This window comes from Microbacterium sp. NPDC089695 (genome assembly GCF_044749085.1).
Taxonomy (GTDB): domain Bacteria; phylum Actinomycetota; class Actinomycetes; order Actinomycetales; family Microbacteriaceae; genus Microbacterium.
Window position 1 is genome coordinate 19125 of sequence record NZ_JBIVHG010000001.1, and the last position, 16410, is coordinate 35534.

At 69.6% G+C, this 16410-nt stretch carries 15 protein-coding genes and 1 tRNA gene; 8 read left to right on the plus strand and 8 right to left on the minus strand.

Features of this window, described 5'->3' with window-relative positions; all coding sequences use genetic code 11:
- The first annotated feature begins 40 nt into the window (after positions 1-40).
- Positions 41-2227 (plus strand): MMPL family transporter, encoded by a 2187-nt coding sequence (locus tag ACIPYT_RS00110; RefSeq protein WP_401069140.1) that lies wholly within the window; start codon positions 41-43, stop codon positions 2225-2227.
- 20 nt (positions 2228-2247) lie between these two features.
- Here the strand turns inward: ACIPYT_RS00110 and ACIPYT_RS00115 are convergent.
- From ACIPYT_RS00115 to ACIPYT_RS00130, 4 genes are all read right to left on the minus strand, one after another.
- Positions 2248-2321, minus strand: a tRNA-Arg gene (locus ACIPYT_RS00115).
- Between the two features lie 36 nt (positions 2322-2357).
- The gene (locus ACIPYT_RS00120; RefSeq protein ID WP_401069142.1) at positions 2358-2855 is read right to left on the minus strand and encodes an HNH endonuclease; all 498 of its coding nucleotides are present in this window, start codon (positions 2853-2855) and stop codon (positions 2358-2360) included.
- A gap of 321 nt (positions 2856-3176) precedes the next feature.
- Complete coding sequence (locus ACIPYT_RS00125) at positions 3177-3896, minus strand: M23 family metallopeptidase (RefSeq protein ID WP_401069145.1); 720 nt, start codon at positions 3894-3896, stop codon at positions 3177-3179.
- 336 nt (positions 3897-4232) lie between these two features.
- On the minus strand, positions 4233-4934 hold the full coding sequence (locus tag ACIPYT_RS00130; RefSeq protein ID WP_401069148.1) for a metal-dependent transcriptional regulator: 702 nt from the start codon (positions 4932-4934) through the stop codon (positions 4233-4235).
- Between the two features lie 98 nt (positions 4935-5032).
- On the opposite strand from ACIPYT_RS00130, the gene serC reads away from it, so the two are divergent.
- A complete protein-coding gene (gene serC / locus ACIPYT_RS00135) occupies positions 5033-6145 on the plus strand; it encodes a phosphoserine transaminase (RefSeq protein ID WP_401069150.1) in 1113 nt (370 codons plus the stop codon).
- Positions 6146-6209: 64 nt separating this feature from the next.
- Here serC and ACIPYT_RS00140 read toward each other — a convergent pair whose 3' ends face one another.
- Entirely contained in the window at positions 6210-6854 is a 645-nt protein-coding gene (locus ACIPYT_RS00140) for a DUF3027 domain-containing protein (protein WP_401069153.1), read from the minus strand.
- Positions 6838-7218, minus strand: a complete 381-nt coding sequence (locus tag ACIPYT_RS00145; protein ID WP_050722660.1) for a cold-shock protein — start codon at positions 7216-7218, stop codon at positions 6838-6840. The genes ACIPYT_RS00140 and ACIPYT_RS00145 overlap by 17 nt, the downstream gene beginning before the upstream one ends.
- 109 nt (positions 7219-7327) lie before the next feature.
- Here ACIPYT_RS00145 and ACIPYT_RS00150 point away from each other — a divergent pair, with 109 nt between their 5' ends.
- From ACIPYT_RS00150 to ACIPYT_RS00175, 6 genes are all read left to right on the plus strand, one after another.
- The gene (locus ACIPYT_RS00150; protein ID WP_401069156.1) at positions 7328-7600 is read left to right on the plus strand and encodes a multidrug ABC transporter ATPase; all 273 of its coding nucleotides are present in this window, start codon (positions 7328-7330) and stop codon (positions 7598-7600) included.
- Between the two features lie 11 nt (positions 7601-7611).
- Complete coding sequence (locus ACIPYT_RS00155) at positions 7612-9318, plus strand: helicase-associated domain-containing protein (RefSeq protein WP_401069158.1); 1707 nt, start codon at positions 7612-7614, stop codon at positions 9316-9318.
- 50 nt (positions 9319-9368) lie between these two features.
- The gene (locus ACIPYT_RS00160; RefSeq protein WP_401069160.1) at positions 9369-11009 is read left to right on the plus strand and encodes a DNA repair helicase XPB; all 1641 of its coding nucleotides are present in this window, start codon (positions 9369-9371) and stop codon (positions 11007-11009) included.
- A gap of 56 nt (positions 11010-11065) precedes the next feature.
- Positions 11066-11752, plus strand: coding sequence for a response regulator transcription factor (locus ACIPYT_RS00165; RefSeq protein WP_096714949.1), 687 nt, complete (start codon positions 11066-11068; stop codon positions 11750-11752).
- A 63-nt stretch (positions 11753-11815) separates the two neighbouring features.
- Entirely contained in the window at positions 11816-13507 is a 1692-nt protein-coding gene (locus ACIPYT_RS00170) for a sensor histidine kinase (protein ID WP_401069165.1), read from the plus strand.
- Between the two features lie 122 nt (positions 13508-13629).
- The gene (locus ACIPYT_RS00175) at positions 13630-13917 is read left to right on the plus strand and encodes a WXG100 family type VII secretion target (RefSeq protein ID WP_401069168.1); all 288 of its coding nucleotides are present in this window, start codon (positions 13630-13632) and stop codon (positions 13915-13917) included.
- Positions 13918-14026: 109 nt separating this feature from the next.
- On the opposite strand, the gene groL is transcribed toward ACIPYT_RS00175, so the two are convergent.
- Together groL and ACIPYT_RS00185 are read right to left on the minus strand one after the other, a co-directional pair.
- The gene (gene groL / locus ACIPYT_RS00180; protein ID WP_401069171.1) at positions 14027-15646 is read right to left on the minus strand and encodes a chaperonin GroEL; all 1620 of its coding nucleotides are present in this window, start codon (positions 15644-15646) and stop codon (positions 14027-14029) included.
- Between the two features lie 120 nt (positions 15647-15766).
- Positions 15767-16345, minus strand: a complete 579-nt coding sequence (locus ACIPYT_RS00185; protein ID WP_401069173.1) for a LytR C-terminal domain-containing protein — start codon at positions 16343-16345, stop codon at positions 15767-15769.
- Positions 16346-16410 lie beyond the last annotated feature (65 nt).

The following is a 16410-nucleotide window of genomic DNA, read 5'->3' on the forward strand; positions in this document are numbered from 1 at the left end:
CCCCGCAGTCCCGCAGTCCCGCAGTCACGAGAGGCATCAGATGTCCCGCCCCGCCCCCGAACCGGCCCCGCAGACCCGGCAGCGCACGCGCCGCCACTCCTGGGTGCGGGTCCTGCTGCCGGTCGCGCTGATCCTCGTCTGGCTCGTCGGCGCCGGCCTCGGCGGCCCACTGTTCGGCAAGGTCGACGAGGTGTCGTCGAACGATCAGACGAGCTACCTGCCGAGCTCCTCCGACGCCACCCGGGTGCAGGAGCTGCTGGGTGAGTTCCGCGACAGCGACACGATCCCCGCCATCGCGGTGTTCGTGTCGGATTCCGCACTCACGGATGCCGACATCGACGCCATCTCGGATGCCGTGGCCGACGCGCCGTCGGTGGACGGCGTGAGCGACGACGTGTCGCCCGCACTCGCCTCCGACGACGGCGAAGCCGTGCAGGCGTTCATCCCGATCTCCGGCGACGCCGAGCTCGCCGACACCGTCACCGCCCTCGGCGAGCAGCTGCGCTCAGCGGCGCCCGATGGCGTCGCGGTGTACATCACCGGCCCCGCGGGATTCAGCGCCGACCTCGTCGCCGGTTTCGCCGGCATCGACGGCCTGCTGCTCGGCGTCGCCCTGCTCGCGGTCCTCGTGATCCTCGTGCTCGTGTACCGATCGCTCCTGCTGCCCCTCGTGGTGCTGTCGACGAGCCTGTTCGCTCTGTGCGTCGCGCTGCTCGTGGTGTGGTGGCTGGCGAAGTTCGAGGTGCTGCTGCTCAGCGGGCAGACCCAGGGCATCCTGTTCATCCTCGTGATCGGCGCGGCGACCGACTACGCCCTGCTCTTCGTCGCACGCTTCCGCGAGGAGCTGCGCGTGGCGCAGGACAAGGGCACGGCGATCCTGGCGGCGTGGAAGGGCTCGGTCGAGCCGATCGTCGCCTCGGGCGGCACCGTGATCGCCGGTCTGCTGTGCCTGCTGTTGAGCGACCTGAAGTCGAACAGCACGCTCGGCCCTGTCGCGGCGATCGGGATCGTCTTCGCGATGCTGTCGGCGCTCACGCTCCTTCCCGCGCTCCTGCTGCTCTTCGGGCGCGCCGTCTTCTGGCCGCGACGCCCCCGCTTCGAGCCCGAGGTCGTCGCCGAGGAGCACGGCATGCGCACGACGGGTCTGTGGGCCCGGCTCGCCGGCCTCATCACGAAGCGCCCACGCGTGATCTGGATCGTGACGACCCTGGTCCTCCTCGCCGGCGCATCCGGTGTTCTGCAGCTGAACGCGAGCGGCGTGCCGCAGTCCGACCTCGTGCTGGGATCGTCGGAGGCGCGCGACGGCCAGGTGGCGCTCGGCGAGCACTTCCCCGGCGGTTCGGGGAGTCCGGTCTACGTCGTGGTCGCCGAAGCCCGCCTGCAGGAGGCCGCAGACGTGCTCCTCAGCGACGACGGCATCGACGGCGTCACGGTCACCGCTTCGGACTCGCCGAGCGGATCCGCTCCTGTGACGGCCGAGGGCATCACGGCGGTCGGGCCCCCGGGAACCCCCGCTCCCGAGCCCACCGTCGTCGACGGCGACGTGCTGCTGCAGGGCACGCTCACGAGCGCGGCCGACTCGGATGCCGCGGCGGAGACGCTCCGGGCGCTGCGCGACGAACTGCACCAGCACGATGCGCTGGTGGGCGGTGTCACCGCGACGGCGGTCGACACGAACGACGCGTCGATCCACGACCGCACGCTGATCATCCCCGTCATCCTCGTCGTGATCATGCTGATCCTCATGCTGCTGTTGCGCTCGATCCTGGCGCCTGTGCTGCTCATCCTCACGACGGTGCTGTCGTTCGGCACGGCGATGGGCGTCTCCGCGCTCGTGTTCAACGGGGTGTTCGACTTCCCCGGCGCCGACCCCGCCGTGCCGTTGTACGGATTCGTGTTCCTCGTGGCCCTGGGCATCGACTACAACATCTTCCTCATGACGCGCGTGCGCGAGGAGTCGCTGGCGCACGGCACCCGTGAAGGCGTGCTCCGCGGCCTGTCGATCACGGGCGGCGTGATCACCTCGGCGGGGCTCGTGCTGGCGGCGACCTTCGCCGCACTGTCGGTGATCCCGATCCTGTTCCTCGTGCAGCTCGCGTTCATCGTCGCGTTCGGCGTGCTGCTCGACACGTTCGTCGTGCGCTCCCTGCTCGTGCCCGCACTCGCCTACGACCTCGGCAAGGTGATCTGGTGGCCGTCGAAGCTGTGGCGGCGCGGACAGGACTGACCGCCGCTCCGCTCATTCGGTGCCCTCGACTGGATTCGAACCAGCGACCTGCCCTTTAGGAGAGGGCTGCTCTATCCTGCTGAGCTACGAAGGCGCAGCGCCCAGTCTACGCGGAAGAGGGCGTCGGGCCTCACGCTGCGAGCGCCAGGTAGGGCTCCCAGCGCGGGTCGCCCCGCTCGCTGCCGCGCACCGTCCACGCCGTGCCGTGCGGCGGTCGCGGAGTGAACCGCAGCTGCCAGCGCATCTCCTGCGGCGTGCGGTCGCTCTTGACGTTGTTGCAGCGCAGGCAGCACGCGACGAGGTTCTCCCACGAGTCGGCGCCGCCGCGCGATCGCGGCAGCACGTGGTCGATCGTCGACGCCGCCTTGCCGCAGTATCCGCAGCGGTGGTCGTCGCGGCGCAGCACGCCACGACGGGTCACCGGTACGCGCCGACTGACCGGGATGCGCACGTATCTCGACAGGATGATGACGGCCGGGCGGTCATAGACGCCGTGGCTCCCCCACACGGGATCGTCCTCGATGTGTTCGATCACGGTCGCCTTGTCGTTCATGACCAGGACCAGGGCTCTCTTGAACGACACGATAGCCAGGGGCTCGTATCCCGCGTTCAGTACCAGTGTGCGCATCGTCATCCTCTCGATCCGCCGGGACGGCTTCCCGGCACTCTCGACTCACACGAAGCCACCGAAGGGAAGCGTTCGCAGGGACGAAAAAAGGCGCCGTCTAGTGACGGCGCCTTCTGCGCGCGGATGCACCGCGGCGCCCCTGCGGACGATGCTGAAGGACGTGACGACCGAGGGCATCCATGGTGCGGATGCTCGGTATTCGATCCATCGGCTTCTCCCGCCTCTGCGACAACGGGTTCAGGCTAACCCATCACAGAGGGGCAGGGGCCGAACTCCCGGTGAACAGTCGGGGCGTGTCCCGGGATGCCGGGAGGATGCGGCTCAGCCGGCGTTGGCGGCGAGCCAGGCGATCGGCTCGACCAGGCCGCCGTTGACCCACACCTCGAAGTGGAGGTGGTTGGCGGTCGACCGTCCGGTGCTGCCGACGAACCCGATCAACTGGCCGGCGGCGACGGTCTCGCCGGCCTGCACCTGGCGCGACCCGTACGTCATGTGACCGTAGGTCGTCTGCACGCGCTGACCGCCCACGACGCTGTCGAGCATGACGGCGACGCCGTAGCCGCCGATGCTCTCGGCCGACTGGCGCACGACGCCCGCGGCGGCCGCGTAGATCGGCGTGCCCTGCGGAGCGAGCATGTCGGCGCCGTTGTGCGCGCCGCCGACCGTGCGGCTGACGTTGTAGGAGCCCTGCGGGAGCGGATAGCGGACCTCGCCCGAACCGGGAGAGACGAGCGCGTAGTTGCCGATGTCGAAGCTTCCGGCCGACGCGGTGGACGCTGCGGCCGCGGCACGGGCGGCAGCTGCTTCTTCTGCCTTCTTCTTCTCGATCTCGTCGGGCGTCGTCGCGGTGAACGTGCCCCGGGCGAGCGGTGCGGCCGTGGCCTCGGAGGCGACGACGAGGGACTGCGCGTCGACGGCGGCGAGCTGCTGCACGGTGGCTGCGGACTCGGCGGGCTTGGAGTTGGCGTACGCGGGGAGCGCGACGGCGGCGACCAGAGCACCGACCGCACCGAAGATCGCGACGGAGCGCAGAGGCTTCACGACGGTTCGCGCGCTGACCCGTGCGCGGGTGCGACGGGAGACTGCTCGATCTTCAGGTGTGTTCGCGGACTCGATGTCTGTGACCAAAACGTGATCCTCCTGCGCCTGCACGCCGGATGGCGGTGGCTCGTCGGCACTCTGCTCTCGTGGCACGTGTATAGCTCGGGTACTTTGTGCGTTCTGCCCGGGAGGACGACGAGCCTGAAAGGCGAATCCTCACGGGAATCGTCAGCGGGCTTCTCGCCGACGACCCGTCCGAGGTTACCGGAAGATAACGGTCCTGTCACCCTGCGAACCTGGCAATCGACGGAAAGCTCCGCGAGCCGCCCGCAGACGTCAGGCGGGCTCGCCGACCAGGAAGATGTGCGATGCGAGTTCGACGGGGAGCTCGAGACCGTCATCCTTGCCCTCCATCTGGATGAGCACGTACCCCTCGTTGAAGCGGTAGTCGCCCTTCGCGCCGGGGACGACACCGGCGTCGCGCAGCTGCTCGAGCAGCTCGGGGTCGACCTGAGCGGGCTCGGCGAGACGCCGCACCGTGCCCTCGACCGGAGCACCGGCGGCGTTGAGCTTCTGCACGAGGCCGATCACGCCCTCGTCGAAGGTGCGGGCCGGGGCATCGCCCAGCTGGTCGAGGCCGGGGATCGGGTTGCCGTACGGAGACTCGGTCGGGTGCCCGAGCAGCTCGACGAGACGACGCTCGACCTGTTCGCTCATGACGTGCTCCCAGCGGCAGGCCTCGTCGTGCACGAACGCCCAGTCGAGGCCGATCACGTCGGACAGCAGGCGCTCGGCGAGGCGGTGCTTGCGCATCACGTCGACCGCCTTGCGGCGACCCGCGTCGGTGAGCTCGAGCGTGCGGTCTTCCGAGACGACGACGAGACCGTCGCGCTCCATGCGTCCGACCGTCTGCGAGACCGTCGGGCCGGAGTGGCCGAGACGCTCGGAGATGCGGGCGCGCAGCGGCACGATGTTCTCCTCCTCGAGCTCGAGGATGGTGCGGAGATACATCTCCGTGGTGTCGATCAAGTCCGTCATGTGGCCCTCCGGGTCTTCTTAGGCAAGCCTACATTCCCGCACGGACATCGGGGCGTCACGCGGCGGATCGCGCGTCGGTCACGGCCTAGAATCGACGCATGCCGATCGAGATTCCCCGTGACCTCCTGCCCGTCGACGGCCGCTTCGGATGCGGCCCCTCGAAGGTGCGCTCCGAGCAGCTCGACGCTCTGCTCGCCGCGGGCCCCACGCTGCTGGGCACATCGCACCGCCAGGCCCCGGTGAAGAACCTCGTCGGCAGCGTGCGCGAGCAGCTCGCCGCCCTGTTCCGTCTTCCCGAGGGCTACGAGATCGTCGTCGGCAACGGCGGCTCGACCGCGTTCTGGGATGCCGCGGCCTTCGGCCTCATCCAGGCACGCAGCCAGAACCTCGTGTTCGGCGAGTTCGGCGGCAAGTTCGCCGCCGCGGCCGCCGCCCCCTGGCTCACCGCCCCCGACGTGCGCAAGGCCGAGCCCGGCTCGCGCACGGTCGCCGAGGTCGTCGAGGGCGTCGACGTGTATGCCTGGCCCCACAACGAGACCTCGACGGGCGTCAGCGCACCGATCGTCCGGGTGGTGGCCGAGGGCGCCCTCACCGTGATCGACGCGACGAGCGCCGCCGGAGGCATCGACTTCGACGCGACGCAGGCGGACGTCTACTACTTCGCTCCGCAGAAGAACCTCGGCTCCGACGGCGGCCTGTGGTTCGCCGCGGTGTCGCCCGCAGCGATCGAGCGGATCGAACGGATCGCCGCCTCCGATCGCTACATCCCCGAGTTCCTGAGCCTCAAGAACGCGCTCGACAACTCCCGCCTGAACCAGACCCTGAACACGCCCGCTCTCACCACGCTGCACCTGCTCGACAGCCAGCTGCGCTGGATCCTCGGCAACGGCGGGCTGGCCTGGGCCGGTGCGCGCACCGCCGAGTCGTCCGGCATCCTCTACGACTGGGCGACCGCATCCTCCGTCGCCACCCCGTTCGTGGCCGACGCCGCCGACCGCTCCCCCGTGGTCGTGACGATGGACTTCGACGAGTCGATCGACGCGGCGGCGATCGCGAAGACGCTGCGCGCCAACGGCATCGTCGACACCGAGCCGTACCGCAAGCTCGGCCGCAACCAGCTGCGCGTCGCGACCTTCGTGTCGATCGAGCCCGACGACGTCCGCCAGCTCACCCGCGCGCTCGACTACGTGCTGGAGCACGAGCGCGCCTGACGTTCCCCCGACACGATGAAGGGGCCGCGCGATCAGCGCGGCCCCTTCATCGTTCACGCCGAGGTCACTCCTCGCAGTCGGACGCGTCCTCGTCGTCGGAGTCGTCGGAGTCGTCATCGTCATCGGACTCGTCGAGCTCGTCGATGTCGACGCCGTCGAGGTCGCCTCCGTGGACGGGGCGCGGCTCGCTCGTCAGTTCGTCGTCGTCGAGATCATCGTCGTCGTCGTCGTCGAGATCATCGTCGTCGTCGTCCTCGGAGTCGTCCTCGAGATCCGCGTCCTCGTCCTCGTCGACGTCGTCGAGATCGTCGTCCTCGGCATCGTCCTCGGCGTTCTCGTCGTCAGCGCTCTTCGCGGCGGCCTCAGCCGCGGCCTGCTCCGCGAGCTCCGCCTGATGCGCACGGTACTCCGCGAGCCGCTCCGCCCAGGGCACCCACTCCGGTGCGAGGAGCGCGCCCTCGCCGGGCAGCAGCTCGGCCTCGAGCACGGTCGGCTCCGCATCCTCGACGCGCGCCACGGTCACCGTCCAGTACCAGCCGGGGTATCCGGCCAGACGGTTCTCGAACCGCAGCGACACCGAGCCGTCGTCCTCCGGGAGGTAGCCGGCGGCGGGACCGATGGTCGACGCGGGAGTGATCTCGCGCAGCGCCGCGAGCGCGAGATCGTGGGCGTCGATCAGGCGCTGGTCGATGTCAGGCTTCGAGGTCATCGGCGACCTTGCGCAGAACCGCGGCGATCTTGCGTCCGTGACCGGACGACGGGTAGCGGCCGCGACGCAGGTCGCCGCCGATGCCGTCGAGGAGCTTCACGAGGTCCTCGACGATGATCGCCATGTCGTCGGCCGGCTTGCGCTTCGCCTTCGACAGGCTCGGCGGCGCCTCGAGCACGCGCACCGACAGCGCCTGGAGTCCGCGCTTGCCGTCGGCGACGCCGAACTCGACGCGGGCTCCCGCCTTGACGGCGGTGCCGGCGGGCATCGCCGAGGCGTGCAGGAAGACGTCCTGGCCGTCATCGGAGGCGATGAAGCCGAAACCCTTGTCTTCGTCGTAGAACCTGACCTTGCCGGTGGGCATGGGAGAACCTCGCTGAGTCGGTGTGGAGCTGGATCACCGCACAGGATGCGGTCTCACTAGCCTACCGGTCGCGCACCCTCCCCCGCGGGCTCCGACTAGGCTGAGACGGATGAGCACTCAGAGCCCGGAACCCGAGGTTCCCGTCCGCCGGATCGACACCGTCCTGGCGTTCACGGCGCTCGGAATCGGCGCGGCATCCATCATCTGCTTCTTCGCCATCATCATCGGGACCGCAGTGGGCATGCAGCAGGAGGACTTCGGCGTCGGGGTCTGGCCGATCGTCGCGGCGATCCCCTACTGGGGCCTTCCCGTGGCGTTCATCATGATCATCGTGCTGCTCATCATGAGCTTCATCCGCAAGGGCCGCGCCTCGCGGTCCTGAGGACAACCGGCATGAGCACGCACGCCCGCCCGCTGGCCGAGTGGTTGGCCGAGGCGAGCGATGCCGATCTGGCGACTTTGTTCGCCGCGCGCGGAGTGCGACCGGATGCCGGATGGCAGGACTTCTTCGATGCTGCCGAGGCGCTGCTCGACCCGGTGTCGATCGCCCGCGCGCTGCCGCGCCTCACACGCGCGGAGGCGTCGGCTCTGCGGACCGTCGCCGACGGTGAGGCATCCGCCGACACCGATTCCGTCACGGCTCTCGTGCGGCTGGCGCTGCTGCGTCCCGACGGCGCGATACCGGCGCCCGTCACCGCCGCGCTCGGCGATCGCGAGGTCCCCGACGTCGACACCGCGGCGGACTCGACCCCCTCGTCGGAGTCGGCGGAGGCGCACGCCGCGGAGCGCGCGTTCACGACCGTGGCGACGCTCGCAGATCTCCTGATGCTCGCCCGCGACCGCCCCTTCTCGCTGCTCAGCGGCGGAACTCTCAGCGCGGGCGAGAAGCGTCAGCTCGCGGAGCAGGGGCTGCCGGCCGATCAGCTCGACGCCCTGCTCGCGATCGTGGCCTCATCCGGACTCGTGGTCGCTGACGATCGCCGCCTGTACACGACATCCGATGCGGAGGAGTGGCTCAGAGCGTCCGCCGCGGAACGATGGTCGCAGCTCGCCCTCGGCGTCCGCGACACCCTGCCGCGCGGCATCCGCTCCGCCGATCACGGATGGATCGCGACGGCGGAGTGGCCGACCGCGCACCCGTGGGACCCCGCCTGGCCCGAGCGCGCCGCAGCGCTGCGCGAGCGGGCGAGGCTCCTCGGACTCGTGGCGGACGACGGGACCGAGCCCGCCTGGGCCCGACCTCTCCGCCTCGGTGGGAGCCCGGACGCGACCGCGCTCGCGCGACATCTGCCCGCAGAGGTCGACCGCATCTTCCTGCAGAACGACCTGAGCGCGATCGCACCGGGCCCGCTCGCGCCCGCTCTCGACGTGCGGCTGCGCACGATCGCGGCGCGCGAATCGGCGGCCCAGGCGTCGTCGTATCGATTCACGCCCGAGTCGGTCGCGCACGCCCTGGTCGCGGGCGAGACCGAGGATTCCATCGTCGCGTTCCTCGACGAGATCTCGCTCACCGGCATCCCGCAGCCGCTGCGCTACCTCGTCGCGCAGACCGCACAGCGTCACGGCCTGGTGCGCGTGTCGGTCGACGACGAGACCGGACGCACCCGCATCGAGAGCGCAGACCAGAACCTCATCAAGGCCATGTCGGTCGACCAGACGCTCCGTCCGCTCGCGCTCACCGCCCACGTCGAGTCCCTGACCACCAGGGTCGGGCGCGACACGGTGTACTGGGCGCTGACCGACGCCCGGTACCCGGCGACGCTGGTCGACGAGCACGGCCGGGCGATCACGGGGGAACGGCATGCCCCCGCGACGCCGCGCGATGACGCCCCGGACCACGGCCGCCTGATCGCGGCGCTGCGGTCGCACCAGGGGCCGGACGCCGACGCGGCCTGGCTCGATCGCGAGCTCGAGGCGGCCGTCCGGGCCAAGGCGGTGCTGCGCGTGACCGTCGGGATGCCTGACGGCACCACGCGCGACCTCGTGCTCGAGGCCACCGGTCTGGGCGGAGGACGTCTGCGCGGTCGCGACCGGGCCGCCGACGTGGAGCGGACCCTGCCGGTGTCGAGCATCCGCTCCGCATCCGTGATCGCGCAATGAGCGCGACCGGTCGACCCTCCTCACGCCGGCGCCCGGTAAACTGATCTGCTATGTCTGATGGCCCCCTGATCGTCCAGAGCGATCGCACCGTGCTGCTCGAGGTCGCCCACGCGGATGCGGAGAGCGCCCGCCACGAGCTCGCGATCTTCGCCGAGCTCGAACGCGCGCCGGAGCACATCCACACGTACCGGATCACGCGCCTCGGCCTGTGGAACGCCCGCGCCGCCGGGCACACCGCCGAGGACATGCTCGAGACGCTCGACCGCTGGTCGCGCTTCCCCGTGCCGCCCTCGGTCGCGGTCGACCTGCGCGAGACCGTGAACCGCTACGGGCGCCTCCTGATCGAACGCGACGACGAGGGCGTCCTGATCCTCCGCTCGACCGACCCGGCCGTGCTCACCCAGGTCGCGAACAACAAGCGCATCCAGCCGCTGCTGATCGGCCACCCGAGCCCCGAGACCTACGTCGTCGACGCGTGGGCCCGCGGTCAGATCAAGCAGGAGCTGCTCAAGATCGGCTGGCCCGCCGAGGACCTCGCCGGCTACACGCCGGGGACGCCGCACGAGATCGAGCTCGACGAGGGCGGGTGGCAGATCCGTCCGTACCAGCAGGATGCCGTCGACGCGTTCGCGAAGGACGGCTCAGGCGTCGTCGTGCTGCCGTGCGGCGCGGGCAAGACGATCGTCGGCGCCGGCGCCATGGCCGCGACGAAGACCACCACGCTGATCCTCGTGACGAACACCGTGTCGGCTCGGCAGTGGCGCGACGAGCTGTTGAAGCGCACGACCCTGACGCCCGAGGAGATCGGCGAGTACTCCGGGCAGTCGAAGGAGATCAAGCCGGTCACGATCGCGACCTATCAGATCCTCACCGCCAAGCGGAAGGGCGAGTACGCGCACCTCGCGCTGCTCGACGCCCTCGACTGGGGTCTCATCGTGTACGACGAGGTGCACCTGCTGCCCGCGCCGGTGTTCAAGCTCACCGCCGACCTGCAGGCCCGCCGCCGCATCGGGCTCACCGCGACGCTCGTACGCGAAGACGGCCGCGAGGGCGACGTGTTCAGCCTGATCGGCCCCAAGCGCTTCGACGCCCCGTGGAAGCAGATCGAGGCGCAGGGGTTCATCTCCCCCGCCGTCTGCTACGAGGTGCGCGTCGACCTGCCGCCGGACGACCGGCTGGAGTACGCGGCGGCGACCGACGACGAGCGCTACCGGCTCGCCGCCTCCGCCCCGGCGAAGATCGACGCGGTGCGTGAGCTCATCGCGAAGCACCCCGACGAGCAGATCCTCGTGATCGGGCAGTACCTCGACCAGCTCGACACGCTGTCGGAGGCGCTGAACGCGCCGCAGATCACCGGCTCCACCCCGGTCGACGAGCGCGAGGAGCTGTACCGCCAGTTCCGCGTCGGCGAGATCCCGCTGCTGGTCGTGTCGAAGGTCGCGAACTTCTCGATCGACCTCCCCGAGGCCTCGGTCGCCATCCAGGTGTCCGGATCCTTCGGCTCCCGACAGGAGGAGGCGCAGCGGCTCGGGCGCCTCCTGCGCCCCAAGCAGTCGGGTCACACGGCGAGCTTCTACACGCTCGTCGCGCGTGACACGATCGACCAGGACTACGCGCAGAACCGTCAGCGGTTCCTCGCGGAGCAGGGCTACAGCTACACGATCGTCGATGCGGATGCGGTCGCGGCCTGACCGCCGCTCCGACGAATAGTCAGCATCCCCATGGTCGAAGTCACCATAATGGGGTCATGACTGATGCGCGCATCCTGGTCGTCGACGACGAGCCCAACATCCGCGACCTCCTCTCGACGGGTCTCAGCTTCGCCGGGTTCCAGGTGAAGACGGTCGCCAACGGCGCCGCGACGATCTCGGCGGTGCTGGAGGAAGAACCCGACCTCATCATCCTCGACGTGATGCTGCCCGACATGAACGGCTTCAGCGTGACCAAGCGCCTGCGCGGCGCGGGGTTCACGGCACCGATCCTCTTCCTCACGGCCAAAGACGGCACCGACGACAAGATCGAGGGCCTGAACGCCGGCGGCGACGACTACGTCACGAAGCCGTTCAGCCTCGACGAGATCGTCGCGCGCGCACAGGCGATCCTCCGCCGCACCATGCAGGCCGACGAGGAGTCGATCATCCGCGCCGGCGAGCTGTCGATGGATCAGGACACGCACGACGTGCACGTCGGCAAGGAGCCGATCGAGCTGAGCCCGACGGAGTTCAAGCTCCTGCGCTATCTGATGCTCAACCCGAACCGCGTGCTGTCGAAGGCGCAGATCCTCGACCACGTCTGGGAGTACGACTTCAACGGCGACGCCGGCATCGTGGAGAGCTACATCTCGTACCTGCGCCGCAAGATCGACCCGCACACCGAGGAGTCGGTCATCCAGACCAAGCGCGGCTTCGGCTACATGCTCAAGGTCGGCAAGTAGCCGACACGTCGTCGACGACGGGGATGCCGTCGTCGCACCGCGCGTGACCGGAGGGAGGCCCGCATGGCGCACAAGCCCGACGCGGTCACCCGCTGGTGGCGCGCGATCAGTCTGCGCGCCAAGGTCACCGGCGTCACGGTCGCGGTGCTCGCCCTCGGCCTCCTGGTTGCCGGCCTGGGCACGGTGCCGATCCTGCGCACCTCGCTCGTCAGCAACATCGACGCACAGCTGCCCGCGCTCGTGTCGGCCGATCTGGCCCAGCGCTACTTCGACGTCACGACGCAAGACGGTGAGACCGTCTACACCCCCAGGGAGTCGCCGCGGGACTTCTTCGTCGCGATCTACGACGGCGAGGGCGTGCTGCAGACGACCACCGGGAGCTCCGCGAACGGATCGCCGCTGTTCCCCTCGACGTACAAGCTGCTGGACGCGCAGAACAACAGCGACACCGTCTTCCCCCTCGAAGGCACCGAGGGCACGGGCTTCCGAGCGGCGGTCGCGCTGCTCCCCGGCGAGGGCGGCGGAGCACTCCGCATCCAGATGGTGGCCATGCCGCTCGACTACGCCGACCGCATCATCAGTCAGTTCTTCGGCATCTACGTCACGGTCGCTCTCGTCACCATCCTGATCGCCGCTCTACTGACGCGCGGGCTCGTGACCCTGACGTTCCGACGGCTCGGTCAGGTCGAGTCGACCGCCATGTCGATCGCGGCCGGCAACTTCAGCCAACGGCTCACGGATCTCGAGCCGACGACCGAGGTCGGGCGGCTCAACTACGCCATCAACACCATGCTCGACAGGGTCGACGGCTCACTCGCACAGCGAGACCGCACGGTGCAGCACATGCGCCGCTTCATCGGAGACGCCAGTCACGAGCTGCGCACGCCCCTCGTGAGCGTGCGCGGATACGCGGAGCTGTACCGCATGGGCGCGATCAAGGGCGAGGAGGACACCGCTCGCGCGATGGAGCGCATCGAGAAGGAGGCGATCCGCATGGGCGTGCTGGTCGAGGACCTCCTCGCTCTCGCCCGCCTGGACGAGGAGCGCGAACCCGAGATCGAGGCGCTCGACCTGCGCCCCATCGCACGCGACGCCGCCCTCGATCTGCGCGCCGCGGCTCCCGCCCGCACCGTGACCGTGATCGATCGCACGGTCGACGCCCCGCTGATCGACGTGACGACGCGCTCGAATCCGATCGTCGCCGAGCCCCCGGCCCCGGCTCCCCGCGGGCTGTCGCGCGCGGCTCTCAGCCGTCTGCGTCGTCGTCCGCGCTCCGCGGCCAAGGTACCCGCCATCGACTTCACCGAGGCGACCGACATCCCGGTGCGCACGCCCCCGATCGTTCTCGGCGAGGAGAACAAGGTGCGTCAGGTCGTGACGAACCTCCTCGGCAACGCGCGCCGGTTCTCTCCCGCGGAGAGCCCGCTGGAGATCGTCGTCGACGCCGACCGCGTGCGCGGCACCGGCAGCATCGCGATCGTCGATCACGGCGAAGGCATCCCGCCGCAGATCCGCGAGCAGATCTTCGAGCGTTTCTGGCGCGCCGACACGTCCCGGGCCCGCGAGACGGGCGGCTCGGGGCTGGGCCTCGCGATCGTCGCCTCGATCGTGAAGGCGCTCCATGGCGCGGTCGCGGTGTCGGAGACACCGGGAGGCGGCGCGACGTTCACCGTCACCTTCCCCCTCGCGCCGTCGCGCGCCACCCCCGCGCACCTCCTCGAAGACACCCAGCCGCTCGACCCGCTGGACCTCTGAGCTCCCCTCCACCGACTCCCCTCGGGCGCTGTTGTGCACAGCGCCCGGGTGGAAGGCGCGGAGAGCGGATGCCGTGGCGCGGCGCTCTCGTAACGTCGGAGCCTCCGCCGAGAGGAGATCCCATGTCCGTCTTCACCGTCGACACCGATGCGGTCGCATCCGGGCAGTCCGCCGCCCTGGCCACCATGGAGCGTCTGCGCGCGGATGCCGCGACCCTGACGAGCCAGCTCACGCAGCTGCAGTCCACCTGGGTCGGCTCCGCGTCGAACGCGTTCCAGAGCAGTCTCGATCAGTGGCGTGGCGCGCAGACACACGTCGAGCTGTCGCTCGAGTCGCTCGGGCATTCGCTCGGCGCCGCCGCGACGCAGTACGCGGATGCCGACCGCTACTCGGCGTCGCTGTTCCACTGAGCGCGCCACGCGGGGTGCCCCGCACACGCAGAGACGCCCCGGCCGAAGCCGGGGCGTCTCTGTGTCAGGTGGTGTTCTGACCGCTGTCGGACCGGGGTCCGTCAGAGGATCAGAAGTCCATGCCGCCCGTCGGGTCGCCGGCCGGAGCCGCGACCTTCTCGGGCTTGTCGGCGACGACGGCCTCCGTGGTGAGGAAGAGACCGGCGATCGACGCGGCGTTCTGCAGTGCCGAACGGGTGACCTTCGCCGGGTCGATGATGCCCTGTGCGAACATGTCGCCGTACTCACCGGTCGCGGCGTTGAGGCCCTGGCCCGCGGGGAGCTCGGACACCTTGTTCGCGACGACGCCCGGCTCGAGACCGGCGTTGAGGGCGATCTGCTTGAGCGGCGCCTCGATCGCGACGCGCACGATGTTCGCACCGGTCGCCTCGTCGCCCGAGAGCTCGAGAGCGTCGAGCGCCTTCGTGCCCGACTGGATCAGCGCGACGCCACCACCGGGGACGATGCCCTCCTCGACGGCCGCCTTCGCGTTGCGCACGGCGTCCTCGATGCGGTGCTTGCGCTCCTTGAGCTCGACCTCGGTCGCGGCACCCGCCTTGATGACGGCCACGCCGCCGGCGAGCTTCGCGAGGCGCTCCTGCAGCTTCTCGCGGTCGTAGTCGCTGTCGGTGTTCTCGATCTCACGACGGATCTGCGTGACGCGACCCTCGATCTGGTCGGCCTCGCCGGCGCCCTCGACGATCGTGGTCTCGTCCTTGGTGACGATGACCTTGCGCGCACGGCCGAGGAGGTCGAGCGTCGCGTTCTCGAGCTTGAGGCCCACCTCTTCGGTGATGACCTGTCCGCCCGTGAGGATCGCGATGTCCTGCAGCTGCGCCTTGCGGCGGTCGCCGAAGCCCGGAGCCTTGACGGCGACGGACTTGAAGATGCCCTTGAGCTTGTTCAGCACGAGCGTCGCGAGAGCCTCGCCCTCGACGTCCTCGGCGATGATGACGAGCTCCTTGCCGTCCTGGATCACCTTGTCGACGATGGGCAGAAGGTCCTTGATGTTCGAGATCTTCTGGTTCGCGATGAGGATGTACGGGTCCTCGAAGACCGCCTCCTGGCGCTCCGGGTCCGTGACGAAGTAGGGGTTCAGGTAGCCCTTGTCGAAGCGCATGCCCTCGGTGAGCTCGAGCTCGGTGCCGAAGGTCTGCGATTCCTCGACGGTGACGACGCCCTCCTTGCCGACCTTGTCGATCGCCTCGGCGATGAGCTCGCCGATGGCGGGGTCAGCGGCCGAGATGGACGCGGTCGCGGCGATCTGCTCCTTCGAGTCGATCTCCTTGGCCGAGGCGAGCAGCTCGTCGGTGATGGTCGTGACGGCCTTCTCGATGCCGCGCTTGAGGGAGATGGGGTCCGAACCGGCCGCGACGTTGCGCAGGCCCTCACGGACGAGCGCCTGAGCGAGGACGGTGGCGGTGGTGGTTCCGTCGCCGGCGACGTCGTCGGTCTTCTTGGCGACCTCCTTGACGAGCTCCGCGCCGATCTTCTCGTACGGGTCGTCCAGCTCGATCTCCTTGGCGATGGACACACCGTCGTTCGTGATCGTGGGGGCGCCCCACTTCTTCTCGAGCACGACGTTGCGACCGCGCGGGCCGAGGGTCACCTTGACGGCGTCGGCGAGGATGTTGAGGCCGCGCTCGAGACCGCGACGGGCCTCCTCATCGAAAGCGATGATCTTTGCCATGAGTTTTGTCGTCCCTCCTGGACGTAGACGTGGGTTTAGCACTCAGAGTGAGAGAGTGCTAACGCCATTCTGGCACTCGACCCCATCGAGTGCAAGCCGCCGGGAGGGTCCGGCGGGCGCTCACGGCGCGGGCGTCTCCTCCGGGCTCGCCGGCGGGTTCGCCGACCGGTCCAGCCCGATCACGACGGTGAGCTGCTTCTGATCGGTGTCGTTCATCGCGGCGTAGAAGTCGCTCTGTTGCACGTCGGCTCCGCCGATCAGGCCGGCGAGGCCGATCGCCGCGAGCTCGTCCTCGTCGGCGACGTAGTACACCGTGGTGGTGCTGAAGTCCTGGCTCGTGCTGTCGCTCGCGAACACGATGTCGGCCGCCCAGCCGCTGTTGATGAGCGTGTCGCGCATCTGCTCGTCGAGCCCCTCGTCGGCCGTGGCGTTGAGGATCAGTACGGAGTAGGTCGTGTCGATGACCCCGGTCTCCTCGGGCGTGGGGGTCGCCGTGGGGACCGCCTCGGGGAAGAGGGAGATGCGCCCCATCACCACGAGCGAGCCGAAGATGCCGCCGATGATGAGCACGAGGGCGGCCACGAAGGACCACAGGAGCACGATCCAGCCGTTCATCCCCGGTGCTTCGGCGCGGTGCGCACCCACGCGTCCGGAGGAGCGGGGGACGTCGTCGAATCGATCGCGGTTCGGCTTAGACACCCCTCGATGCTAACGGCACGCGGCTGTGCAACCGTGTCGGCGCCCCACGAGCGCGCGGCGCGGCG